The organism is Brevundimonas sp. SPF441, from assembly GCF_009661015.1.
GTDB lineage: Bacteria > Pseudomonadota > Alphaproteobacteria > Caulobacterales > Caulobacteraceae > Brevundimonas > Brevundimonas vesicularis.
The window spans coordinates 22265-45402 of the sequence record NZ_WJWX01000028.1; the positions used below are offsets into that span (position 1 = coordinate 22265).

The 23138-nt window shown below is 66.7% G+C and carries 24 protein-coding genes; 12 read left to right on the forward strand and 12 right to left on the reverse strand.

Going from position 1 to position 23138, the window contains the following annotated elements:
- Positions 1 to 4: 4 nt before the first annotated feature.
- From GGC30_RS13990 to chpT, 3 genes are all read right to left on the reverse strand, one after another.
- Positions 5 to 820: a protein-glutamate O-methyltransferase CheR gene (locus GGC30_RS13990; RefSeq protein ID WP_153925452.1), complete on the reverse strand. Its 816-nt coding sequence runs from the start codon at positions 818 to 820 to the stop codon at positions 5 to 7.
- On the reverse strand, positions 817 to 1194 hold the full coding sequence (locus tag GGC30_RS13995) for a response regulator (protein WP_017505646.1): 378 nt from the start codon (positions 1192 to 1194) through the stop codon (positions 817 to 819). The genes GGC30_RS13990 and GGC30_RS13995 overlap by 4 nt, the downstream gene beginning before the upstream one ends.
- 91 nt (positions 1195 to 1285) lie before the next feature.
- Positions 1286 to 1957: a histidine phosphotransferase ChpT gene (gene chpT / locus GGC30_RS14000; RefSeq protein WP_153925456.1), complete on the reverse strand. Its 672-nt coding sequence runs from the start codon at positions 1955 to 1957 to the stop codon at positions 1286 to 1288.
- Positions 1958 to 2053: 96 nt separating this feature from the next.
- On the opposite strand from chpT, the gene cysQ reads away from it, so the two are divergent.
- Positions 2054 to 2881 carry a 3'(2'),5'-bisphosphate nucleotidase CysQ gene (gene cysQ, locus GGC30_RS14005; RefSeq protein WP_153925459.1) on the forward strand — a complete coding sequence of 276 codons (828 nt, stop codon included), beginning with the start codon at positions 2054 to 2056 and terminating at the stop codon, positions 2879 to 2881.
- A 3-nt stretch (positions 2882 to 2884) separates the two neighbouring features.
- Here the strand turns inward: cysQ and GGC30_RS14010 are convergent, their stop codons facing one another.
- The 3 genes from GGC30_RS14010 to GGC30_RS14020 form a co-directional block, all read right to left on the reverse strand.
- Positions 2885 to 4099, reverse strand: a complete 1215-nt coding sequence (locus GGC30_RS14010; protein WP_153925462.1) for a hypothetical protein — start codon at positions 4097 to 4099, stop codon at positions 2885 to 2887.
- 106 nt (positions 4100 to 4205) lie between these two features.
- Positions 4206 to 4550: a hypothetical protein gene (locus GGC30_RS14015; RefSeq protein ID WP_153925465.1), complete on the reverse strand. Its 345-nt coding sequence runs from the start codon at positions 4548 to 4550 to the stop codon at positions 4206 to 4208.
- A 55-nt stretch (positions 4551 to 4605) separates the two neighbouring features.
- Complete coding sequence (locus GGC30_RS14020) at positions 4606 to 6249, reverse strand: peptide chain release factor 3 (protein WP_066629565.1); 1644 nt, start codon at positions 6247 to 6249, stop codon at positions 4606 to 4608.
- A 175-nt stretch (positions 6250 to 6424) separates the two neighbouring features.
- Between GGC30_RS14020 and GGC30_RS16340 the strand changes: the two genes are divergently transcribed.
- Entirely contained in the window at positions 6425 to 6571 is a 147-nt protein-coding gene (locus tag GGC30_RS16340; protein ID WP_165113816.1) for a hypothetical protein, read from the forward strand.
- Between the two features lie 18 nt (positions 6572 to 6589).
- On the opposite strand, the gene GGC30_RS14025 is transcribed toward GGC30_RS16340, so the two are convergent.
- Entirely contained in the window at positions 6590 to 6964 is a 375-nt protein-coding gene (locus GGC30_RS14025) for a hypothetical protein (protein WP_045811590.1), read from the reverse strand.
- 229 nt (positions 6965 to 7193) lie between these two features.
- Here GGC30_RS14025 and GGC30_RS14030 point away from each other — a divergent pair, with 229 nt between their 5' ends.
- Complete coding sequence (locus GGC30_RS14030; protein ID WP_153925468.1) at positions 7194 to 9338, forward strand: malate synthase G; 2145 nt, start codon at positions 7194 to 7196, stop codon at positions 9336 to 9338.
- On the opposite strand, the gene GGC30_RS14035 is transcribed toward GGC30_RS14030, so the two are convergent.
- From GGC30_RS14035 to cysD, 3 genes are read right to left on the reverse strand one after another with little or no spacing between them, the layout of a single operon-like run.
- Complete coding sequence (locus GGC30_RS14035) at positions 9326 to 10375, reverse strand: mechanosensitive ion channel family protein (protein WP_153925470.1); 1050 nt, start codon at positions 10373 to 10375, stop codon at positions 9326 to 9328. The two genes, GGC30_RS14030 and GGC30_RS14035, sit on opposite strands and share 13 nt — an antisense overlap.
- 40 nt (positions 10376 to 10415) lie before the next feature.
- Complete coding sequence (cysN, locus tag GGC30_RS14040) at positions 10416 to 12329, reverse strand: sulfate adenylyltransferase subunit CysN (protein ID WP_153925473.1); 1914 nt, start codon at positions 12327 to 12329, stop codon at positions 10416 to 10418.
- Positions 12329 to 13273, reverse strand: a complete 945-nt coding sequence (cysD, locus tag GGC30_RS14045; RefSeq protein WP_370452006.1) for a sulfate adenylyltransferase subunit CysD — start codon at positions 13271 to 13273, stop codon at positions 12329 to 12331. The genes cysN and cysD overlap by 1 nt, the downstream gene beginning before the upstream one ends.
- Positions 13274 to 13444: 171 nt before the next feature.
- On the opposite strand from cysD, the gene GGC30_RS14050 reads away from it, so the two are divergent.
- Both GGC30_RS14050 and GGC30_RS14055 read left to right on the forward strand, forming a co-directional pair.
- Positions 13445 to 13996 carry a lipocalin family protein gene (locus tag GGC30_RS14050; protein ID WP_153925479.1) on the forward strand — a complete coding sequence of 184 codons (552 nt, stop codon included), beginning with the start codon at positions 13445 to 13447 and terminating at the stop codon, positions 13994 to 13996.
- A 12-nt stretch (positions 13997 to 14008) separates the two neighbouring features.
- Positions 14009 to 15331, forward strand: coding sequence for a sorbosone dehydrogenase family protein (locus GGC30_RS14055; RefSeq protein WP_153925482.1), 1323 nt, complete (start codon positions 14009 to 14011; stop codon positions 15329 to 15331).
- A gap of 58 nt (positions 15332 to 15389) precedes the next feature.
- Here the strand turns inward: GGC30_RS14055 and GGC30_RS14060 are convergent, their stop codons facing one another.
- Positions 15390 to 15947: a hypothetical protein gene (locus GGC30_RS14060; RefSeq protein WP_153925485.1), complete on the reverse strand. Its 558-nt coding sequence runs from the start codon at positions 15945 to 15947 to the stop codon at positions 15390 to 15392.
- 325 nt (positions 15948 to 16272) lie between these two features.
- Between GGC30_RS14060 and GGC30_RS14065 the strand changes: the two genes are divergently transcribed.
- The 6 genes from GGC30_RS14065 to GGC30_RS14090 all read left to right on the forward strand — a co-directional run bounded on the left by GGC30_RS14065 (position 16273) and on the right by GGC30_RS14090 (position 22289).
- Positions 16273 to 18072, forward strand: a complete 1800-nt coding sequence (locus GGC30_RS14065) for a long-chain-acyl-CoA synthetase (RefSeq protein ID WP_055806787.1) — start codon at positions 16273 to 16275, stop codon at positions 18070 to 18072.
- Between the two features lie 86 nt (positions 18073 to 18158).
- A complete protein-coding gene (motA, locus tag GGC30_RS14070) occupies positions 18159 to 19025 on the forward strand; it encodes a flagellar motor stator protein MotA (protein WP_055754172.1) in 867 nt (288 codons plus the stop codon).
- Between the two features lie 98 nt (positions 19026 to 19123).
- The gene (locus tag GGC30_RS14075; protein WP_045811531.1) at positions 19124 to 19429 is read left to right on the forward strand and encodes a hypothetical protein; all 306 of its coding nucleotides are present in this window, start codon (positions 19124 to 19126) and stop codon (positions 19427 to 19429) included.
- 85 nt (positions 19430 to 19514) lie between these two features.
- Complete coding sequence (gene mnmC, locus GGC30_RS14080; RefSeq protein WP_153925489.1) at positions 19515 to 21347, forward strand: FAD-dependent 5-carboxymethylaminomethyl-2-thiouridine(34) oxidoreductase MnmC; 1833 nt, start codon at positions 19515 to 19517, stop codon at positions 21345 to 21347.
- 26 nt (positions 21348 to 21373) lie between these two features.
- Entirely contained in the window at positions 21374 to 21760 is a 387-nt protein-coding gene (locus GGC30_RS14085) for a DUF6491 family protein (protein ID WP_153925492.1), read from the forward strand.
- Between the two features lie 88 nt (positions 21761 to 21848).
- A complete protein-coding gene (locus GGC30_RS14090; RefSeq protein ID WP_153925495.1) occupies positions 21849 to 22289 on the forward strand; it encodes a hypothetical protein in 441 nt (146 codons plus the stop codon).
- A 57-nt stretch (positions 22290 to 22346) separates the two neighbouring features.
- On the opposite strand, the gene GGC30_RS14095 is transcribed toward GGC30_RS14090, so the two are convergent.
- A complete protein-coding gene (locus GGC30_RS14095; RefSeq protein WP_153925498.1) occupies positions 22347 to 22808 on the reverse strand; it encodes a MarR family winged helix-turn-helix transcriptional regulator in 462 nt (153 codons plus the stop codon).
- 135 nt (positions 22809 to 22943) lie between these two features.
- On the opposite strand from GGC30_RS14095, the gene GGC30_RS14100 reads away from it, so the two are divergent.
- Positions 22944 to 23138 (forward strand): PAS domain S-box protein (locus GGC30_RS14100; protein WP_153925500.1); only part of this gene is annotated, 195 nt, incomplete at its 3' end.

Genomic DNA, 23138 nt, shown 5'->3' on the forward strand with positions numbered 1-23138 from the left:
GGGGTCAGGCGGCGCGGCGAAGCGCGGACGGCGCCTTTACATACAGGCCCCGGCGGCCGTTCACGGCGCGGAAGGCGACCGTCTCGCCTTCCAGACTTTCGTCCACGCCCAGAAGAAGGCACCCGTCATCGACCAGGCGGCGCTCCAGTCCGTCGAGAAGACGCGCCCGGCGCGACGGGTCCATATCGGTCATGACATTGCGGCAGAAGATGACGTCGAAACGGGCGTCATCGGTCGGTTCGTCCAGCAGGTTGGCGCGACCGAAACGCACGGCGTCGGCCAGTTCGGCCTTGACGATCCACTGGTCTTCACGCGGTTCGAACCAGCGCAGCATGGTCTTGGCCGTAAGCCCGCGCTGGATCTCGAAGCCGGTGTAGAGGCCCGAGCGCGCCTTCTCGATCGCGCGCTGCGACAGGTCGGTGGCGACCAGATCGACATCGACGCCGATCTCCCTGGCCGTCATGGCGATGGACCAGGCCTCCTGGCCGGTCGAGCAGCCTGCCGACCAGATCTTGATCCGTCCGTCGGGCCGCGCCTTGGACAGGGCCGGCAGCAGTTCGGTTTCGAGAATGCGGAAAGGGGTGCGGTCGCGACGGAACCAGGTCTCGGCGTTCAGCAGGGCCTCGATCACCGACCAGGCCAGCGAGGCGACCGGATTGGCCCACAGGTTCGTCAGCAGAGCCTCGACATTGGCGTAGCCTTCGCGCCGCGCGATCGGACCCAGCCGGTGTTCGGCAAGGTGGATGCGATCCCGCGACAGCCGATAGCCGGCGCGGGTGGCGAGAAGGGACTGCAGCTTGTCGAAGTCCTCAGGCGTCATGCGGCGATCGCTCCGACCTCCGTCAGCTTGGACTGCAGGATTTCGCCGTCGAACGGCTTCATCACATAGTCGTCGGCGCCGGCGGCCAGGGCTTCGGCGATCCGCTCGGGGCGGGTCTCGATCGTGCAGAACAGCACCTTGGGTTGCTTGCCGCCCGGCATGGCGCGCAGGCGACGCAGGAAGGTGATGCCGTCCATCACAGGCATGTTCCAGTCCACCAGCAGGACGTCGGGCATGGCGCCGGTGCAATAGGCCAGGGCCTCGGAACCGTCCGCAGCCTCATCGACCTCATAGCCCAGGCCCTCGACGATGCGGCGCGCAACCTTGCGGATGATGCGGCTGTCGTCGACGATCAGGCAGGTTCGGAAGTCCAAGGTCGATCCCTCAATGACACGACGGCTTTCGCCCGTGGCGCATGGACTGTTTTTATCTCAAACGCCAGTTAATGAGTCGTTTGGAAACGCCTCAGGCAGGCATTCGCGCGACCAGTGCGACCTTTCCGTCTTCAACCTTGACGCGTAGAGCGCCGCCGGCCTCGTTCACGGTCAGCCACAGCCAGTAGGGCTGGATCCATTGGCCGGCCAGGCCCTCGACCAGGCGTTCGCCGGCCAGACCCGTGACCGCCTCGGGCTTCAGCCGGGCGCGGGCGCCCTCGGCGAAGCCTTCCAGATAGAGCAGGCCGTTTTCCACCCGCGACTGAATGGTGGCGACGCCGCCCATCGGCAGGGCGCCGACGGTCAGATAGGCGAGGTTGGTCAGGGCGCGGGCCTGGGGCTTGGTGAACTCGCCGTCGGCGATGCGCCAGTCCAGCGAGGCGCGACCCCCCTGGACCATGCCGGACACCAGGCTTTCGATCTCGCGGGCGGTGAACGTCTCGCTGGTCGTGGCGGCGCCGAAGGCGACGCGGGCGAAGTGCACGAGGGCGACCATCTTCCTGGCGCTCTGCTCGATCAGGGCCAGGGCGTCGTCGCGCATGTCCTGAGCCGTCGGGTCCTGCATCAGGTCCAGGCCCGAGACGATGGCGCCCGACGGGCTGATGAAGTCATGGCACAGCTTGGCCGCGATATAGGTCGCCAGCTCGGTCGCATCGACCGGAAGGTCCAGCGGAGCGGCGTCTGTGTCGTGGGGGGAGGTCATGATGTCTGGCGCGCTCAGGTCACAGTTCGTGTCGCGCGCGAAGTTGGAGTGATTTGCCGGTTCATGGAACCGCCCGGATGGTCTATCGACCCGCCAATGACGACCTCTTTGACACCTGCTCTTGAGCGCGATCTGACGTCCGGCGCGCTGTCCCTGGCCATCGCCGAGATCGCAGAGGAGGCCGCGCGGCTGATCCTGCCCTATTGGCGCGCAGGCACGGCGGTCGAAACGAAGTCGGACGATAGTCCGGTGACCCAGGCCGACCGGGCGGCCGAGGCTCTGATCCTGGAACGGCTGGCGGCCCTGTATCCGGGCGTGCAGACGGTGGCGGAAGAGGCCGTGTCGGCCGATGGCGCGCCTGAAACCGCCGAGGACTGGTTCTGGCTGATCGATCCGCTGGACGGCACGCGCGGCTTCGTGCGCGGCGGCGAGGCCTTCACCGTCAATATCGCCCTGATCCATAACGGCTATCCGGTCGCGGGCGTGGTGACGGCGCCGGCGACGGCGACGACCTGGCGCACCGACAAGCCCGGGGGCGGCGCCTTCCGGCGTCAGTTCGGCGCCCTTCAGGCCGGCGAGGCGCATTCGGGCGAGGACTGGCGCCCGATCCGGGTGCGCGACCGGCCGCAGGAAGGCATGGCCCTGCTGAGCCACAGCGTCACCGACGAGGAGGCGACGCGTCTGGCCGCCCGTCACGGCTGCTCGCATTGGCAGGGGACGGATTCGTCACTGAAGTTCTGCCTGATCGCCGAGGGGCGGTTCGATGCCTATCCGCGCACGGGCCCGACCTCGGAATGGGACACCGCAGCAGGCCAGGCGGTGTTGGAAGCCGCCGGCGGGCGGGTTCTGGCCGATGACGGGCAGCGGATGGCCTATGGAAAGACGCGGTTCCTGAACGGGGCCTTCGTCGCCATGGGCGGCTGAGGTCTAGGCCCTCAGAAGCGCCTCGGCGCGATCGGCAAGGGCGTCGACGCCCATTTCCCGGGCCGTCATCGCCGCCTCGCCCAGGATCAGCCCCAGATCGGTCGGGACGACGCCGCCCAGCCGATGCCGCGCCAGCATGATCTCGGCCATACCGATCTGATCGGCGGCCCAGTCGAGCGGCGTCGCCGTCGCCATGCGCGCCCGCAACCGGGTCTCCAGCGTCATCAGGGCGGTCAGGTTCTTGACCGCTTCGGCCAGGGCCACCTCACGCGTGATGCGCCGCTCACGCGCCAGGGCGCCGATGATCAGTCCGCCGCCCTGCGTCAGGGCTTCCGCCTGGGTCAGCAGCATCAGCGGTTGGGCGTCGTCGCCGATGCGCAGCACCTGGATCGCGGCCCAGTCCAGCGGGCTGTGATCCGGGGTGAACTGATCGGCGGCGGCGTCGAACATGATCCGCCCCTGGTTGCGGGCCTCGTCATGCCCCGCGATCGCGGCCAGGGCCGACAGGCCGGCGCCGCACAGGGCCAAGGCGCGGGCGCGGGTCAGGGGGCGATGGTCAGGGGATGCGGCCTCGACCAGGGCGCCCAGGTCGCGGCCTGCCTGATCCAGCAGATGCACGTCGCGCTGGACCACGCCCATTTCCAGCGAAAGGGCCGCGCGATCCATGCGCAGATCCATGTCCTCGGCGTCGTCCCTGCGCACCGCCTCATCGATCAAGTCAGCCGCCTGCTGAAGGCGGGCGATGTCGCCGCTCAGCCGGGCCGTGCGGACCGTCAGCCGGGCGTGAAGCGCGGCCATGCCGACGGCGATACGTCGGCTGCGCGGCTGCCCGATCGCCGCAAGGGTCGTCGCCGCGCGGTCCAGACGGGCGGGATCGCCGCACAGATCAAAGCGCAGCATCAGCACCGCAGCCTTGGCCATGGCGGCCCGCGCGATCTGATCTTCGCCCACGGCTGAACGCGCCAGGCTGTCGGCGCAGCGTTCGGCCCGGTCCAGACTGTCGGGGGCGCCGGTGCGCCGGGCGTGTTCGCGCCACAGGGCGCAGGCGCGGTTTTCGGTCTCGAAGGGGCGGGCGCAGGAGACGCGTCCGGCGTCCGTGGCCTCGCGTCGCGCCTCGGCGCGCAGCAAATCCGCGCCGATCAGTTCGACCCAGCCCAGGTCTTCGCTCTCTCGCGCCTGGGCGAAGAGTTTTCGAAGATCACGGCCGAATTCGAACATGCTGGACCTCGGTTATCCCGCTTCGGGACGCAGACTGCGTCACCTGCGACGTCCAATGCAAACGCAGCGCCGGGAATGCGGTTCGGCTTGGCCTTAAGCCGGCGACCTAGTCGAGTTTCGGCGTCTTCTGCTGGCAGCGTTGCAGGTTCGCGCGCGCCTCGGGCGCCTCGGCGTTGAGCTGACGCACCGCAGCGATGCGCGCGCGGGTCTGATCGGCCTCGGCGGCCGGCGCCGCCTTGCCCGCCGCCGTCGCGGCCTGCATGGCCGCCAGGGACCAGTAGAGCGCGGCGTCATACAGCCGCCGTCCCTGGGCGCTCTCGCCGCCTTCAAGCTCCGACGCGGCCTGGGTCAGGCCCGCACAACGTACCGCCTCCTCATACGAAACCAGCCCCACGGAAGGGGCGGCCTGCAGCATAAAGACGGTGCTGGCGAGGGCGAGAAGCGTCGACATGACCTCAGAATGGCTCAGCTACGTGACCAAAGGAAGTCGTTAGCGGCGCCCGGCCTTAGCCGCGCTCCTTCGTCTTGGTGAAGGCGATCTTGGGGAAGCGTTCGCCGACATAGCCGGTTTCCCAGCTCGACTTGGCCAGGAAGACCGGGGCCTGGTCGATGTCGCGCGCCATCTGGGGGCGGTATTTGCCGCTGAAGTCCTCGACGTCCGCGTCGGAGCCCTCCGCGCCTGGAGCGATCCAGCGCGCCTCTGCGTAGGGGGAGGGTTCGAAGACGACGTCCAGGCCGTACTCCTCGCCCAGACGGTCTGCCATGACCTCGAACTGCAGCTGGCCCACGGCGCCGACGATGAAGTCCGAGCCGATTTCGGGACGGAACAGCTGGGTCACGCCTTCCTCGGCCAGACCTTCCAGAGCCTTCTTGAGGTGTTTGGCCTTCAGCGGATCCTTCACGCGAACCCGTTGCAGGATTTCCGGAGCAAAGTTCGGCAGGCCGGCGAAACGGACCACGCCGCTCTCCGACAGGCTGTCGCCGACGCGCAGCACGCCGTGGTTCGGAATGCCGATCACGTCGCCGGCGAAGGCGTCGTCGGCCAGTTCGCGATCCGAGGCGAAGAACATGATGGGCGCATTGACCGACAGGGACTTGCCGGTGTTCTGCACCTTCAGCTTCATGCCGCGCTTGAAGGCGCCCGACGCCATACGGAACATGGCGATCCGGTCGCGGTGATTGGGGTCCATGTTCGCCTGGACCTTGAACACGAAGCCGGTGACTTCGTTCGAGCCGGGCTCGACCTCGGTCTCAACGGGGGCGGGGGCGTTGCGGGTCTCGGGCGGCGATTCCTTCTTCGCCTTCATCACCTTGGGCGCCGGGGCCCAGTCGCCGATGGCCTTCAGCAGTTCGTCGATGCCGAAGTGGCGAAGCGCCGATCCCCACAGCACCGGGGTCATGTGACCTTCCAGGAAGGCCTGGCGGTCGAATGCCGGATAGCCGCCCTCGACCAGTTCGACGGCCTCGGCCAGGTTGTCTTGTTCGCCCGCCTCGAAATACTGCGCCGCCTGGTCCAGCGGCAGGGCGGGGGGGTGTTCGGGATCCTCGGCCGACCCGGCGGCCTTGCGGGTGTAGGGCTGGAACCGGCCGGTTCCGACCTCGACCATGCCGCGCAGGCGATTGCCGCTCTCGGCGGGCCACCAGATCGGGGCGGGGTCCAGCTGAAGGCGTGACGCGATGTCGTCCAGCAGGGCCATCGGGTCCTGGGCCTCGCGGTCCAGCTTGTTGATGAAGGTGATGATCGGGATGTCGCGCAGGCGGCAGACCTCGAACAGCTTCAGCGTCTGCGGCTCGATCCCCTTGGCGGCGTCCAGCACCATGATGGCGCAGTCGGCGGCGGTCAGGGTGCGATAGGTGTCTTCGGAGAAGTCCTCGTGCCCGGGCGTGTCGAGCAGGTTGAACATCTTGCCGTCGTGCTCGAACGTCATGACCGAGGCCGAGACCGAGATGCCCCGCTCCTTCTCGATCTTCATCCAGTCGGACCGCGTCCGCCGGTTCTCGCCGCGCGCCCGCACGGCGCCGGCCGCACGAATGGCGCCGCCGGCCAAGAGGATGTGCTCGGTCAGGGTCGTCTTGCCCGCATCCGGGTGGGCGATGATGGCGAAGGTGCGACGGCGCGCCGCTTCTTCAGGCAGGGTCAAGGAAGACATGGCGCGCGACTAGCGCGGACACGCCTCAAAGTCACGGGATTGCACCGGATGAAATAACCCCTCGCCACGAAGGGCTATCGGAGTCATGCTCGGTTCTGGAGGAGACGATCAGGCCGTCAGAGTCCGACTCTCCCCTCCCGGATCGATCCGGGATCATAGGGAAAGGACAAGGACGATGGCTGTCATCCATCCTCAAGATCGTATCGCCCACGCGCCGCGTGAGCGGGCGCCGCTGCATCCGGCGGTGGGGCTGGTCGTCGGCTTCGGCTTTATCGTAGCCGTGGCGACGCTGGTCCATGTGGTGTTCAACGCCGTCTTCTGACGGCGTTTCAGGCCGCGATCAGGCGGCCAGGCGGTTCCAGACGGCGCGGTCGGCGGAGACGGCGTCGAGGCGACGGCCCTTGGCCTGAAGCTGGCGCATCACCTGTTCGGGCAGGGTGCAGAAGCGCGGCTCGACCAAGTCCGGATTGCAGGCGGCGGCTGGCGCCGCGAACAGGGCGGCGTTCACGTCCGGACTGCGCTCGGCGATCAGCCAGGCCAGGCGACGGGCGCGTTCGGGATCGTTGCGATGAAGCAGCGGGTCCTCGGCGAACAGTTCGCAACCCAGTTCCAGCAGATAGTCCAGACCCAGCTTCTCGAACCGGCGCGCGTCGGCAGGCGTGACCGGGCAGGCCTCGTCCAGGTCGAACACGACGTCGTTCAGAAGAAACAGCATGGGCGAGACGCTCGACTGACCGGACGCGAGTTCGTCCGTAAGCTCACAATAGGCGCCGTCGCTTGCGGTCCCGTTCACGGACGCGGTTAAGCGTTTGTGACCAGCCGGGCTTCGCCCTGGACGAAAAGCGATGGCGATGACGCGACGTGACCCTTGCGCGGGCGGTCGGCCTCAGCTTACCTGATCACGCATTGTTACAGGCCGGCGTCACGCCGGAGAAAAGGCCGTCATGACGACCCACGAAGATCGCGCCGGGCTGAAGGTCGCGGCCGAACTGATCGCCCTGATCGAGCAGGATGTGCTGCCGGGGCTGGGGCTTGATGCAGCCGCCTTCTGGAGCGGAGCGGCGGCGATTTTCGAGCAGTTCGCGCCCGAGAACCGAGCGCTGTTGGCGCGACGCGACGCCTTGCAGGCGCAGATCGACGATTGGAACCGTGCGCGGCGGGGCCAGCCGTATGATGTGGCGGCGTCGCAGGCCTTCCTGAAAGAGATCGGTTATCTGGTCGAGGAGCCCGCGCCGTTCACGATCGGGACCGAAGGCGTGGACGCCGAGATTGCACGCATGGCCGGACCACAGCTGGTCGTGCCGGTGCTGAACGCTCGCTTCCTGCTGAACGCAGCCAATGCACGATGGGGTAGCCTGTATGACGCGCTTTACGGCACGGATGCGTTGGGCGACCTGCCGGCTGGCGGCGGCTATGACGCGGCGCGCGGCGCGCGAGTGGTCGCGCGAGCCAAGGCCTTTTTGGACGAGGCGGCGCCGCTGGCGGAGGGATCGCATACGGATGTCGCCGGCTGGTCGGTGATCGACAGCGCGTTGTCACCCGCGCTGAAGGATGCGGAACAGTTCGTCGGCTTCACGGGCGAGGCCAGCGCGCCCGCCTCGATCCTGCTGGTCAACAACGGGCTGCACATCGAACTGGTGATCGACCGCAGCCATCCGGTGGGGCGCAGCGATGCGGCGGGGCTGGCGGATGTGGTGCTGGAATCGGCCCTTTCGACCATCGTCGATCTGGAGGATTCCGTCGCGGCCGTCGATGCGGCGGACAAGGCCGAGGCTTATCGCAACTGGCTGGGTCTGATGCGCGGCGATCTGTCGGCGACGTTCAAGAAGGGCGGCGAGACACTGACCCGCGCTCTGGAGCCGGATCGCCAGTGGACCGCGCCGGACGGGTCGTCGGTGATCCTGAAGGGTCGCAGCCTGCTGTTCGTGCGCAATGTCGGGCATCTGATGACGACCCCGGCCATTCGTCTGGCGGACGGGTCGGAGGCGCCCGAGGGGATCATGGATGCGATCGTGACCAGCCTGATCGCCCTGTATGACATCAAGGGTCTGGGCGGGTTCGGCAACAGCGCGACCGGCTCGGTCTATATCGTCAAACCCAAGATGCACGGGCCGGAAGAGGCCGCCTTCACCGACCGTCTGTTCGATGCGGTCGAGGATCTGCTGGCCCTGCCACGTCATGCGATCAAGGTCGGGGTGATGGACGAGGAACGGCGGACCTCAGCCAATCTGGCGGCCTGCATCCAGGCAGTGAAGGACCGGATCGTCTTCATCAACACAGGCTTTCTGGATCGCACCGGCGACGAGATCCACACGGCCATGCAGGCCGGCCCGGTGGTGCGAAAGGCGGACATCAAGTCCAGCGCCTGGATCGCGGCCTATGAGGCGAGGAACGTCGCCATCGGCCTGAAATGCGGCCTGTCGGGCAAGGCCCAGATCGGCAAGGGGATGTGGGCGGCGCCGGACCGGATGGCGGACATGCTGGAGCACAAGATCGGTCATCCGAAGACGGGCGCGAACACCGCCTGGACCCCCTCGCCGACGGCGGCGACCCTGCACGCGCTTCACTATCATGCGGTCGATGTGTTCGCGGTTCAGAAGGATGTCGCTGGGCGCGAGACGCCGGGGCTGGAGGCTTTGCTGACCCCGCCGCTGGTGAATGGCGTCAACTGGTCCGAGGACGACGTGGCGGCCGAGCTGGACAACAACGCCCAGGGCATACTGGGCTATGTCGTGCGCTGGATCGATCAGGGGGTGGGGTGTTCCAAGGTGCCGGACATCCACGACATCGGCCTGATGGAGGACCGGGCGACGCTGCGGATCAGTTCGCAGCATATCGCCAACTGGCTGCTGCACGGGGTCTGTACGGCCGATCAGGTCGAGGCGGCCTTCCAGCGCATGGCGGCCAAGGTGGATGGGCAGAATGCGGGCGATCCGCTGTATCGGCCGATGGCGACGGACCCGGATAACAGTCTGGCCTATCAGGCGGCGCGGGCGCTGGTGTTCGAAGGCGTCGAGCAGCCGAACGGTTATACCGAGCCGTTGCTGCATGCCTGGCGGTCGAAGGCCAAGGCGGTTCAGTCCGTCTGACGCGCCTTGGGCGGAGCGGGCGGTTCCGGCGTCTCGGCCTCGTCGTCGGCCATGACGTCGTCGGCGGCGTCGTTGGCGGTTCGGGCGGGACTTTGCGGGCCGGTCGGTCGCGGTGGCGAGCCGACGCCGTAGCCGAGGCGCTTCAAGGCCTCCTCGCCGTCCAGGCCGAAGGCGGTGCGCAGGCGAAGATCGGTCTGGGGCACCGGCACCTCGACGCCCGCCGCATCCAGGGCGTCGGCGATCAGCCAGGTGTAGGCCGCGTGCATGGCCGCCGGGCGTTTGACGGCGTCGCGCGTCGGCCAGACCACCAGTTCGAATGACAGGCCCCGATCGCCAAAGGCCACCAGCCAGACCTGGCTCTTGCGGGCCTCCGTCTCCGGCAGGGTGAAGGGGCTGGCGCGGGCGGCGGCCAGAACCGCATCGCGCACCTGTCCCCGGTCCGAGCCATAGGCGACGGTGAAGGGCACATGGATGCGGCGGGTGTCGCCCTTCATCGTCCAGTTGGTGACGGGCTGTTCGATGAAGCGCGAGTTGGGCACCAGGACATTGACGTTGTCGTTGGTGCGGACACGGGTGGCGCGCGGGCCGATCTCCATGATGGCGCCGCGGATGCCGATGTCCTCGATCTCGATATAGTCGCCGACCGACACCATCCGGTCGAAGATCAGGAACAGGCCGGAGACGAACTCCTTGACCACGCCCTGCAGACCCAGACCCACGCCGATGCCGAGCGCGCCGGCGAAGACGGTCAGGGACGACAGGTTCAGCCCTGCCGCCGACAGGGCCGACATGACGCCCACGACGATGATGCCGTAGCCGGCCAGACGCTCCAGCAGATAGATCGCCTGACGGCTGCGGTCCGAGCGCTCGCGCACGCGGCGCAGCGACCGCGTCACCAGCCAATGAGCCGCGAAGGCGATCAGCAGGATCACGCCCGCGCTGACCAGACCGCCCAGCGTCAGATTGATCCCGGCGATGCGGGCGATCTGCGACTGCTCAATGGTGTCGAGGCCCAGCTTCTGGATCGGATTGGTCATCAGTTCCTAGAGCGTCCAGCGAACGGTCAAGGTTCCGAACCTAGATGGCGAAGTCCTCGATCGAGAAGCGCCCATCCAGCCAAGCGACGATGCGTTCAGCGGCGTCCTCGGGCGACATGGTCGTGGTGTCCACGACGATCTCGGGGTGTTCGGGCGCTTCATAGGGGCTGTCGATGCCGGTGAAGTTTTTGAGCTCTCCCGCGCGGGCCTTCTTGTACAGGCCCTTGACGTCGCGGGCTTCGGCGACCGCCAGCGGCGTGTCGACGTGAACCTCGACGAACTCGCCCGCGCCCAGCAGGTCGCGGGCCAGACGGCGTTCGGCGCGGAAGGGCGAGATGAAGCTGACAAGGACGATCAGGCCGGCGTCCACCATCAGTTTGGACACTTCGGCGACGCGGCGGATGTTCTCGACCCGGTCCTCTTCGGTGAAGCCGAGGTCACGGTTCAGGCCGTGGCGGACATTGTCGCCGTCGAGCAGATAGGTGTGGCGACCGTCGGCGTGCAGCCGCTTTTCCACCAGATCGGCGATGGTCGACTTGCCCGCGCCCGACAGGCCGGTCAGCCAGACGACGCGGCCTGTCTGGTTCTTGATCGTGGCGCGCGCCGCCTTGTCGACCGAAAGCGCCTGCCAGTGGATGTTGTGGGCGCGACGCAGGGCGAAGTGCAGCAAACCCGCCCCGACTGTGCGGTTCGAAATCCGGTCGATCAGGATGAACCCGCCCAGGTCCTTGTTCTCGGCATAGGGGGCGAAGGCGACGGGGGCGTCCAGCGACAGGTTGCAGACGCCGATCTCGTTCAACTCCAGCCGCTTGGCCGGCTGCTGCTCCAGGGTGTTGGCGTTCACCTTGTGCTTGGGCTCGGTGATGGTGGCGCCCACCAGCTTGGCGCCGATCTTGAGCAGGTAAGGCCGGCCCGGCAGCAGGGGTTCGTCGTCCATCCATACCACCGTGGCCTCGAACTGGTCGGCCGCCTCGGGCGGGGCGTCGGCGCTGGCCAGGACGTCGCCGCGCGAGACATCGATCTCGTCGGCCAGGGTGAGGGTGATCGACTGACCAGCGACGGCCTGATCCAGGTCGCCATCGGCGGTGACGATCCGGGCCACGGTCGAGGTTTTGCCCGACGGCAGGACGCGGACGGGATCGCCGGGGCGCACGGTCCCGGCGACGATCTGGCCGGAGAAGCCGCGGAAGTCGAGGTTGGGCCGGTTGACCCATTGCACCGGCAGGCGGAACGGATCGGCCTGAAGATCGTCGCCGACCTCCAACGTTTCCAAGAGGTGCATCAGCGGCGGGCCGGCGTACCAGGGCGAATGGGCGCTGGGCTCGGTGATGTTGTCCCCGCGCAGGGCCGACATCGGAATGGCGTCGAACGTCTTCAGCCCGATCTGACCGGCGAAGGCGCGGAAGTCGGCGTCGATGGCGTCGAACGCGGACCGAGACCAGCCCATGAGGTCCATCTTGTTGACCGCCAGGATGACGTGGCGGATGCCCAGCAGGCTGACCAGATAGGCGTGGCGGCGCGTCTGGGTCAGCACGCCGCGCCGGGCGTCGATCAGGATGACGGCGGCGTCGGCGGTTGAGGCGCCGGTGACCATGTTGCGGGTGTACTGTTCGTGACCCGGCGTGTCCGCGACGATGAACTTCCGCTTTTCGGTCGAGAAGAAGCGATAGGCGACGTCGATGGTGATGCCCTGCTCGCGCTCGGCGGCCAGGCCGTCGACCAGAAGGGCGAAGTCGATGTCGCCGCCCTGGGTGCCGACACGACGGCTGTCCGCCTCCAGCGCCGCCATCTGATCCTCGAAGATCATCTTGGAGTCGTACAGCAACCGGCCGATCAGGGTGGACTTGCCGTCGTCCACGCTGCCGCAGGTGATGAAGCGTAGCAGGCTCTTGTGCTGGTGGGCGTCCAGATAGGCGTCGATGTCGCGCGCGATTAGGTCGGACTGGTGAGCCATCAGAAATAGCCCTCCTGCTTCTTCTTCTCCATCGAGGCGGATTGGTCGTGGTCGATCATCCGGCCCTGGCGCTCGGATGTGGTGGTCAGAAGCATTTCCTGGATGACCTCGGTCAGGGTCGCGGCCGTGCTCTCGACCGCCCCGGTCAGGGGGTAGCAGCCCAGGGTGCGGAAACGGACGGACTTCATCTGCGGCGTCTCGCCGGGGCGCAGCCGGAACCGGTCGTCATCGACCATGATCAGGGCGCCGTCACGTTCCACCACCGGCCGTTCGGCGGCCAGATACAGAGGCACGATGGGGATCTGCTCCAAGTGGATGTATTGCCAGACGTCCAGCTCGGTCCAGTTTGAGATCGGGAAGACGCGGATACTCTCACCGGGCTTTTTGCGCGTGTTGTAGAGCCGCCAGAGTTCGGGCCGCTGAGTCTTGGGGTCCCAACGGTGTTCGGCGGTGCGGAAGGAGAAGATGCGCTCCTTGGCGCGCGACTTCTCCTCGTCGCGACGGGCGCCGCCGAAGGCCGCGTCGAAGCCGTACTGGTTCAGGGCCTGTTTCAGACCTTCGGTCTTCCACAGGTCCGTGTGCAGGGCGGAGCCGTGATCGAAGGGGTTGATGCCGCGTGCGAGGGCGTCGGGGTTCTGGTGGACCAACAGTTCGACGCCCAGATCGGCCGCCGCTTGTTCGCGCATCGCGTACATGGCGCGAAACTTCCACGTCGTGTCGACGTGCAGAAGCGGGAAGGGCGGCCTGGACGGATAGAAGGCCTTCTTCGCCAGATGCAGCATGACGGCCGAGTCCTTGCCGATCGAATAGAGCATGACCGGATGCTCGGCTTCGGCCGCCACCTCGCGCAGGATGTGGATGCTCTCGGCCTCGAGCCGCTGAAGGTGCGTCAGGCGTGCGGGGTGTAGAGCGTTTCGGCTTTCGGTCAGAATAACAGTGTCCACCAGCGGTATCTCCGTCGAACGGAGGTGAGAACGTCAATGTGCGCCAAGGAACAAGCGATGGATACTGCACTCGGCTGTGAGATTTTCGTCCCGCAGCGTCCGATTTCGCCGTCGGTGCGTAACGGAACCAGGGTCGCTGAAAGCGGCTTATGGCTTCAAACGGAAACGCTCATGTCCAGCCTGAAATCCCTCGCCGCATCCGCCGCCGCCGCGATCGCGCTGGCGGGATGCGTGACCGCACCGTCGCCTTCCGAATATCGCGCGCCGCAGCCGGCCAAGCCGGTGGATGTGCAGCGTCTGTGGTCCGGGCGCTGGCACGAGATCGCGCGTCTGCCGGATCGGTTGACCGACGGCTGCGTCGCCGGCGCGTCGATCTATACGCCGGTGGAGGGCACGCGGGTCGATGTACGCGACACCTGTCAGGTCGGCACGCCGGACGGCAAGGAAAAGGCCATCGGCGGACGGGGCGAAATCCTCGATCCGGGCACCAACGCCAAGCTGAGGGTCAAATATCTGGCCGGGTTCGTGACCTGGGATTATTGGGTGTTGGACCGGGCGGACGACTACAGCTGGTTCATCTCGGCTGATCCGACCTTCAATCGCCTGTTCATCTATACGCGCGATCTGCCCAGCGAGCAGCAGGTGCGCGCCTTGACCGAACGGGCGCGGGCCCTCGGGTACGACGTCAGTCGTCTGGAGTTCCCGGCCCAACCGGCGCGGTAAGGATCAAAGGCTATGCGCTCGTCACGGACGGTTCTGTTCGCCTCGACACTGCTCGCGACGGTGATCGGTTTGGGAGCCTGCGCCAGCGGGACAGCCTTGCCCGTTTCGGCCGGCTTTGGGCCGGACCCGCAACTGCCGGCGCCGAGTCAGGGCTTGCTGCCCACCGTCAACATCGCCCCGGCGTCGAGCTGGCCTGAAGGCGCGACGCCGGTCGCGGCGGCGGGTTTGCGCGTGCAAGCGTTCGCGACAGGCCTGGATCATCCGCGCTGGCTCTATCGCCTGCCCAACGGCGATATTCTTGTCGCGGAGTCGAATGCGCCGCCCAAGCCCGAAGACAAGAAAGGCGGTCTGCGTGGCTGGGTGATGGGCAAGGTCATGGCCAAGGCTGGCGCCGGTGTCCCAAGCCCCAACAAGATCGTCCTGCTGCGGGACGCGGACGGCGACGGCTCAGCGGAGATCAAGAGCGATTTCCTGACCGGACTGAACTCGCCGTTCGGCATGGCTCTGGTCGGCGACCGCCTGTACGTCGCCAACGCCGATGCGGTGGTGGCCTTTCCGTATCAGAGCGGCCAGACGCAGATCGACGCAGCGGCGACGAAGATCACGGACCTGCCCGCCGGCCGCAATCACCACTGGACTAAGAGCCTGGTCGCCGGCCCGGACGGCCGGCGGCTTTATGTCGGGGTCGGCTCCAACTCCAACGTCGGCGAAAACGGCCTGGACGAGGAAGTCGACCGCGCCGCCATCCTGGAGATCGATCCAGCGACGGGCGCGCGGCAGGTCTATGCCTCGGGCCTGCGCAATCCGGTCGGAATGGACTGGAACCCTCAGACCGGCCAGCTATGGGTCGCGGTCAACGAGCGTGATGAAATCGGCGACGATCTGGTGCCCGACTATATGACCTCGGTGACGCCGGGCGCCTTCTACGGCTGGCCGTGGAGCTATTACGGCCAGACTGTCGATACGCGCCCACCCGCCAATCCGGCGATGGTCGCGCGCGCGATCCGGCCGGATTACGCCCTGGGCGCGCACACGGCGTCGCTGGGGCTGACATTCGGACAAGGCGCGAACCTGTTGCCGCCAGCCTTGCGCTCTGGCGTTTTCGTCGGTCAGCACGGATCGTGGAATCGCAGCGTGCGCAGTGGCTACAAGGTGATCTTCGTGCCGTTCGTCGATGGACGTCCCGCCGGGCCGCCGCAGGATGTTCTGACCGGATTTCTGAACGCCCGGGGTCAGGCGCAAGGCCGGCCCGTCGGGGTGCAGATCGACCGAGAAGGCGCCCTGCTGGTCGCCGATGATGTGGGCAATGTCATCTGGCGCGTCAGCGGCGCCTGAACCTCGATCATAGAAAAAGCCCCGGCCGAAACCGGGGCTTTCCATTATTCTGCTGAGATCAGTTCAGCGGCTGGACCGTGATCGCCGGAGCGGCAGGCGTGGTCACGACCGGAGCCGGAGTAGATGCTGCAGGCGCGGTGTTCAACCGGCTGGTGCTCGCCGTCGAGGCGGCCGGCGCGGTGTAGGGTTGCGGACCCGAAGGCGTAGCCGGCGTCTCAACACGGGCAGCGGCAGGCCGTTCAACGGCCGGCGCAGCGCGACGGGCCACGGGTTCGGCGCGGCGAGCGACCGGCGCAGGCGCAGCGGCGGGCGTCGGAGCCGTAGCTGGCGTAGCCTCGGCCGGAGCGGGCGTGACCGGCACCTGGGCGGCCGTCATCGCGGCGGGCGCGGTCTGCATGGGCGGTGCGGCCGTCTCGGCGGGCTGGGCTGGAGCGGCCTGTTCGCCGCCCATCATCATGGCGACGCCGCTGCCCAGCAGCACCACCGCGCCGATCGGGGCCAGGATCATCCAAGTCTTCACCGACTTCTTGGACTTGGTCGTGCGAGCGTAACGCGGGACGAAGGTCGTGTCGTCAGCGCGGGCTTCGGTATTGGCGTTGGCATAGGTCATAGACATTGTTTCTGTCCTCCATAACGTCGATCAACCAACCCGCCGTTCCGCAACGGCGTTCCGCGTAAAGCGCAAAAGCCCCGAAGAAACACCGTTTCCGCCCGGAATGGGGCGAAGACCGTGCGCGCGGCCGCCGCATTTGCCGTCAATGCGGCAATAAAAAGCAGGGCGGTGCTCTGGATTTCCGCCGCGTCAACCGAACAAATGGATCACGGCTGGACGGCAATTCGTCAGGTTCGCGAAGGATTGCGGACCCTACGGTTGACCCGACCGGCCGCCTTCGTCCATCACCGGACCGGGTGGAACACGCATTGACCGGAGTACGGCGCGCATGGGTTTTGTAGCCAATATCCGTAGGGATGTCCGGTTCGCGCGCGGCCTGTTCCGTCTGTTGAAACGCATCAAGCCGATCGAGTTGGACAGCGACGTCCTGCTCTGCGACGACTTCGAAGAAGCCGTCGACAAGTTCGCCGACAACATCGCCATCGACGACGGTCAGCGCACCCTGACCTATCGCGACCTGGACGCCATGGCCAACCGCTTCGCCCACTGGGCCAAGAACCGGGGCCTGCGCCGCAGCGACACCATCGCCCTGATGATGACCAACCGGATCGAGTATCTGGCGGCGTGGATCGGCTTCTCGAAGGTCGGTATCGCCACGGCCCTGATCAACACCAATCTGAACGGACAGGGGCTGGCTCACTGCCTAGCCATTTCCAAGGCCTTCAACGTCGTCGCGGACGAGGATTGCTGGCGTCAGATCGAGGAGGCGCGGCCTCTGGTCGATCACAACCTGGCGCTCTGGGTTCTGGGCTTGACCGACGATCTGGAGACCAGCGACCGTCGCGGCCTGGACAAGCCCGTGCGCGGCGGGTCTTCGGTGCGGCCGTCCAAGTCGGCGCGCGAAGGCCTGACCAACCGCGACACCGCCCTTTATATCTACACCTCCGGCACGACCGGTCTGCCCAAGGCGGCGCGCATCCCGCATTCGCGCGCCCGGACCTATATGCGCGCCTTCGCCGGCGCCACGCGTTCGACGCCCGAAGACCGGATCTTCAATGTCCTGCCGCTGTATCACTCGACCGGCGGTCTGGTCGGCGTGGGCGCAGCGCTGTTGAACGGCGCGCGGTTGGTGATCCGCAAGAAGTTCTCGGCCAGCACCTTCTGGCCCGACGTGCGCTCGTCGGGCGCGACCATGTTCGTCTATATCGGCGAGCTGTGCCGCTATCTGGTCAACTGCCCGCCGCACGAGGACGAGACCAAGCACAAGCTGCGTCTGGCGTTCGGCAACGGCCTGCGCGCCGATGTCTGGCCCGACTTCCAGAGCCGGTTCAAGATTCCCGACATCCTGGAGTTCTACGGCTCGACCGAAGGCAATGTCTCGCTGTTCAACTTCGACGGCAAACAGGGCGCGATCGGTCGTGTGCCGAGCTTCCTGAAGTCGCAGATCAATATTCGCTTGGTCGAATTCGACGTGGAAACCGAACAGCCCATCCGCGGCTCGGACGGACTGTGTCGCCTGGCGCGCGTCGGCGAGGTCGGCGAGGCCATCGGCCTGATCGGCAACGACATCCGCCACGACTTCTCGGGCTATGCCGACAAAGCCGCCTCGCAGAAGAAAATCCTGACCGACGTGTTCAAGAAGGGCGACCGCTGGTTCCGCACCGGCGACCTGATGAAGCAGGACAAGGAAGGCTATTTCTACTTCGTCGATCGGATGGGCGACACCTTCCGCTGGAAGGGCGAGAACGTCTCGACCTCCGAGGTCGAACAGGTGCTGATGGACGCGCCGGGCGTGACCGAAGCCATCGTCTATGGCGTGCCCGTTCCGGCCCAGGACGGCAAGGCCGGGATGGCGGCCCTGGTGGTGGAAGGCAAGTTCGACGCCCAGGCCTTCTCCGACCATGTCGAGGCCAAGCTGCCCGCCTATGCTCAGCCGGTGTTTGTGCGTCTGATCAAGTCGGCGGAGACGACCGGCACCTTCAAATATCGCAAGGCCGATCTGGTGGTCGATGGGTTCGATCCGTCCAAGACCGGCGCCGCTCTCTATGTGCGGGGCGGGGCTGCGGGCTATCAGAAGCTGACGGCGGCCGGGCGCAACGCCATCCTGAAGGGCGAAAGCCGTCTGTAACGACTGGGAAGGCGGCGTTCGCGAAACGCCGTCTTAATGATTAATGGCGATAGTCCCGACCTCTCGCGTCAGGATTGTTCGCCTCCATGTTCCAGATCATCGGCATCGTGCTGCTGTTCGGCCTCGTCTTCGGCAGCTACGCCATTTCGGGCGGCAAGTTCGAAGTGATCCTGCACGCCGCGCCGCACGAGCTGATGGCCATCGGCGGGGCGGGCATCGCCGCCTTCCTGATCTCCAACTCCTTGCCGGTGATCAAGGGGTCCATGGCGGGGCTGGGCAAGACCTTCGCTGGGCCGAAGTGGAAGAAGCAGGACTATAAGGACCTGCTGTCGCTGCTGTTCCAGCTGACCAAGACGATGAAGTCCAAGGGCGTGGTAGCGCTGGAAAGCCATATCGAAAAGCCCAAGGAATCGACCATCTTCCAGAAGTATCCCAAGGTGCTGAAGGACCATTTCGCGGTCGACTTCATCTGCGACACCCTGCGGATGATGACGATGAACCTGGAAGATCCGCACCAGGTCGAGGATGCGATGGAAAAGCAGCTCGAAAAGCACCATCACGAGCATCTGGAAAACGCCCATGCGCTTCAGAACCTGGCCGACGGCCTGCCTGCTCTGGGCATCGTCGCCGCCGTGCTGGGGGTCATCAAGACCATGGGATCGATCACCGAGCCGCCCGAGGTTCTGGGCGGCATGATCGGCGGCGCCCTGGTCGGCACCTTTATGGGCGTGTTCTTGGCCTATGGTCTGGTCGGTCCGTTCGCGGCGCGCCTGACGGCGATCATCAACGAGGAAGCCGCCTACTATAAGATCATTCAGTCGGTGCTGGTCGCCCACCTGCACGGCAACGCCGCCCAGATTTCGGTCGAGATCGGCCGGGGCGACATCCCGTCATCGGCGCAGCCGTCGTTTGGCGAGATGGAAGAGGCGCTGAACAGCATCACTGCCGACTGATCCCGACTTTCCTGATCTTAACTTGCCCTGCCGCGCGCGGCGGCCCTATCGTTTGCGCCAAGAGACGTTCCGGTCTCGCAAGCTTCGGAGACATCTTCATGCGTATCAAAGCCCTCGTCGCCGCATCCGCTGCGCTCCTGGTCCTGGCCGCCTGTAGCAAGGCCCCGGAAGAAAAGGCCGAAGCGCCGGCCACCGATGCGGTCGAGGCCGCCGGCAGCGCCGAAGAAGCCGCTTTGACGGTCGATCAGGCCGCCAAGGACGCCGAAGCGGCGGCCAATCAGGCCATTCAGGAAGACACCGCCGCCCAGGCCGCCACGACGATGCAGGGCGCCGACGCCTCCGCCGCCGCGCCCGCGCCTGTCGCGCCGGCCGAACCTGCGCATGGTCCGGCGGCCGCCCACTAGGCCGCGTCGAAACCAAACCCCGAAGAGGCCGCTCCGACTGGGGCGGCCTTTTTCATGTCGGCGACGAAGGTGCTAGAGCCGCGCGATGACGCCTGATGACGACGCCTCGCCCCTGCTGACCTGGACCGAAGAGGGCGAGCCGCGCTCCGGCCGGTTCGGCGACGTCTATTTTTCGCGAGACGACGGGTTGGCTGAAACGCGGGCGGTGTTTCTGGAAGGTTGCGGCCTGCCGGACGCCTGGATGGGACGGGATCATTTCACGGTGGCCGAGCTGGGGTTCGGCACGGGGTTGAACATCGCCGCCCTGCTGGATCTGTGGCGACGGACGCGGCCCGAGGGCGGGCGGCTGCACATCTTTTCTATCGAGGGGTTTCCGCTGACGGCGGCGGAAGCGGCGCGGGCGCTGGGCGCCTGGCCCGAACTGACGGAGGCGGCCGAGGCCTTGATCGCAAACTGGCCGGCCGCGACGCCGGGCTTTCACCGGGTGGATCTGCCAGGCTTCGACGCCGTGCTGGACCTGGCGGTGGGCGATGCGGCTTGGGCGCTGGAGCAGTGGTCGGGAGCGGCGGACGCCTGGTTTCTGGACGGTTTCTCGCCTGCGCTGAACCCGGGCATGTGGTCGCCCGAGGTGATGGCCCTGATCGCCGGCCGTTCAGCGCCGGGCGCGCGCTTGGCCACCTTCACCGTCGCCGGAGCTGTGCGCCGGCGCCTGGCCGAGCAGGGCTTCGTCGTCGAGAAGCGCCCCGGCCATGGCCGCAAGCGCGAGCGGCTTGAGGCCCATCTGCCCTCGGCTTTCGAGCCGTCGCCGCAGCCCCGCGTCGCCGTGATCGGCGCGGGCATCGCCGGCGCATCGGTGGCGCGCGCGCTAAAGGCGCAGGGCGTCCGGGCCGTGGTGTTCGAGGGCGAGCGCCCCGGCGCGGGCGGCTCTGGTTTTCCGGCGGCCCTGGTTACGCCGCGTCTGGACGCCGGCGACCAAGGCATCGCCGCCCTCCACGCCCAGGCGCTGGAGCGGGCGGGCGATCTGTACGCCGCGATCCCGGACGCCGTGACGGGCCACGGCGTGCTGCAACTGCCCCAGGCGCCGCGCGATGCCGCTCGATTCGAAAAGATCGCTCGCCAGCCGATCTGGAATGACGATGCCATGGCCGTGCTGGACGAGGGGGCGGCGTCAGCCGTGGCCGGCGAAGCGACGGAGCAGGGCGGTCTTCTGATGAAGGGGGCATTCGCGGTGCGCCCTGCGGCGGTGCTCTCGAACTGGCTGGCCGACGCGGAGATGCGCTCTGAGCGCGTGACACGGCTGGAGCGCGCCGACGGCCGCTGGCGGCTGATCGGGGAAGATGATGCGGTGCTGGGCGAGGTCGATGCGGTGGTTCTCGCCGCCGGCTGGGGATCGGCCGCCCTGATGGACGGGTTCGACCAGACGCCGCGCCTGTCGCCCGTGCGGGGGCAGGCGGACTGGATCGACGGGGACGTGACCATCCACCCCATGGCTTGGGGCGGCTATGCGGTTCCGACGGGCCAAGGCGTGCTGTTCGGCGCGACCCATGACCGGGGCGACACCGACACGGCGCCGCGCGAGGACGACAGCGTACGAAATCTGGCGACCTTGGAAGCGCGCTTGCCGGCGTTGGCCAAGCGCATCACGGCGGCCGGGACGGTGCAGCATCGGGCTGCAGTCCGCGCCACGACGCCGGATCGCCTGCCTGTGGCGGGCGCTCTCGATGACGGACTCTATGTGCTCGGCGGTCTGGGGTCGCGCGGCTTTTGCGTCGCGCCCTTGCTAGGCGAGCATATCGCCGCCCTCGTCCTTGGTCAGCCCTCGCCCCTGCCGCACGATCTCGCGGCGCGCGTGTCGCCCCGTCGGTCTTCGGTTCTGGCGGACGGCCTTGCATCTTTCTCGCCGACGCGCGCAGGATGAAGCGGGGGTTTGTTCGGGAGTTGAATATGCATCGTCTCATCCTGTCGTCGGCGGTCCTCCTCGCCTTATCGGCCTGTGCGCCATCGCAGGGTATGGCGACGGCCAGCCGCGCCGATGCCGGCCAGTGCTTCCGGCCCAATCTTGTGCGCAACTTCACCGCGCCGAACGACCAGACCCTGTATGTTCGCACGGCGGACGCCGGTGTGTTCCAGATCGAAACTCCCTTCTGTCGCGACATGACCCGCGCCCTGTCGATTGCCTTGGAACCTGTCGCCGCATCCAGCCGCCTGTGTCCCGGCGATCAGGCCTCACTGCTCAGCCCGGCGACGGGCCCTCAACCGTGCCGCGTGCGCATCGCCAGGAAGCTGACGACCGCAGAGATCGACGCCCTGCCGTCTCGCGATCGGCCCTGATCGAAAACATTTTTCGCCCCCCTCGGGAGAGATTGAATTCTCGCGCGCTCGGGTATGAAATGATCGTCTTGCCTGGGGAGGGAAGAGGATGATCAGAACAATCGGCGTGGCGGCGATCCTGGCGACGGCGGCGATCGCATCGCCATCGGCGGCCGAAAGCTGGGCTGCGTTTTCACGCAGCGACACCACCGTCTATCTGGTGGATATCGATGCGCTGGCGCCGGTGGACGGCGTGGCGACGACGCGGATGGCGCGGGTGCCCGCGCGCGGCGAGGCGACCAATCTCAGCCATGAGACCGAAGAGGTGATGGTGCGGTGCTCGGACGGCCAATCGCGTTCTGGGGCGACAGTGACCTATGGGGCGGATGGCGTGGAGGCCGACCGCTATTCCGAGGACACGTCGTGGGAGGCGACGAACAGCACCAGCATCTACGGCGCGATCAAGCACTATGCCTGCGAGGACATGCGGCCGCAGACGGCGGCCTTTCCGACGATACAGGCCTTCATCGCAGGCGGACGCCGCCAGTAGGCCGTTCCTTCGTTTCAAGTTCGACAAGTTCATCCTGATGCGACAGGGCGGACTCCACTATGTCAAAGCCTCGTTCATGTCTTGCAGGAGACGCCTGAGCGCGGCGATCTGCTCGGACGTGACCGGGAGTTGGTGGACGACTTCGCCTCGAACGCGCAGGAGGTCGTGACGCAGCCCGTCCCCCTTCGCTGTCGTCTCCACCCAGACCCGTCGCTCATCGCGTTCGTCGCGTTTGCGCGTGACGAGCCCGGCCGCCTCCATGCGCTTGACCAGCGGCGTCAATGATCCCGTCTCCATCGAGATGCGATCGCCGAGATCCCCCATCGTCATTGGGCCGTCGAATTCCCACAGGGCGATGAGAACCAGATACTGGGGATGGGTGAGGCCAAGCGGGGCCAGAAGCCTGCGGTAAAGCCGCGTGATGAGACTGCTGCTGGTTTGAAGGGCCAGGCAGAGCTGCTGATCGACATGCAGTTCTGCAAGATCGTCCGGCGCGATCGGCTGTTGCGACGAGGTCATGGCCCAATCCCAGCGAGAAAGAGGCCGATGTTAACATCATCAACGATAAATAAATCGTACTTGATATAATCATCATTAAGTTTTCGGAGTGAATAAGGGCGGTAGGTCTCATTCCCGAGCCGACAGGAGAAGATTATGTTCGGCCTTGGTTCCAAGACACGTCGAGCGCAGCAGGCGGTTGAGGCGGAGATTCACAGCCTCGCGGCGGCTGTTGATCGCTCGCAAGCTGTGATCCAGTTCGACCTCGACGGAACCGTCCGGGACGCCAACCGAAACTTCCTCTCGGTCATCGGCTATGAACTCGGCGAGATCTTCGGACGCCATCACCGG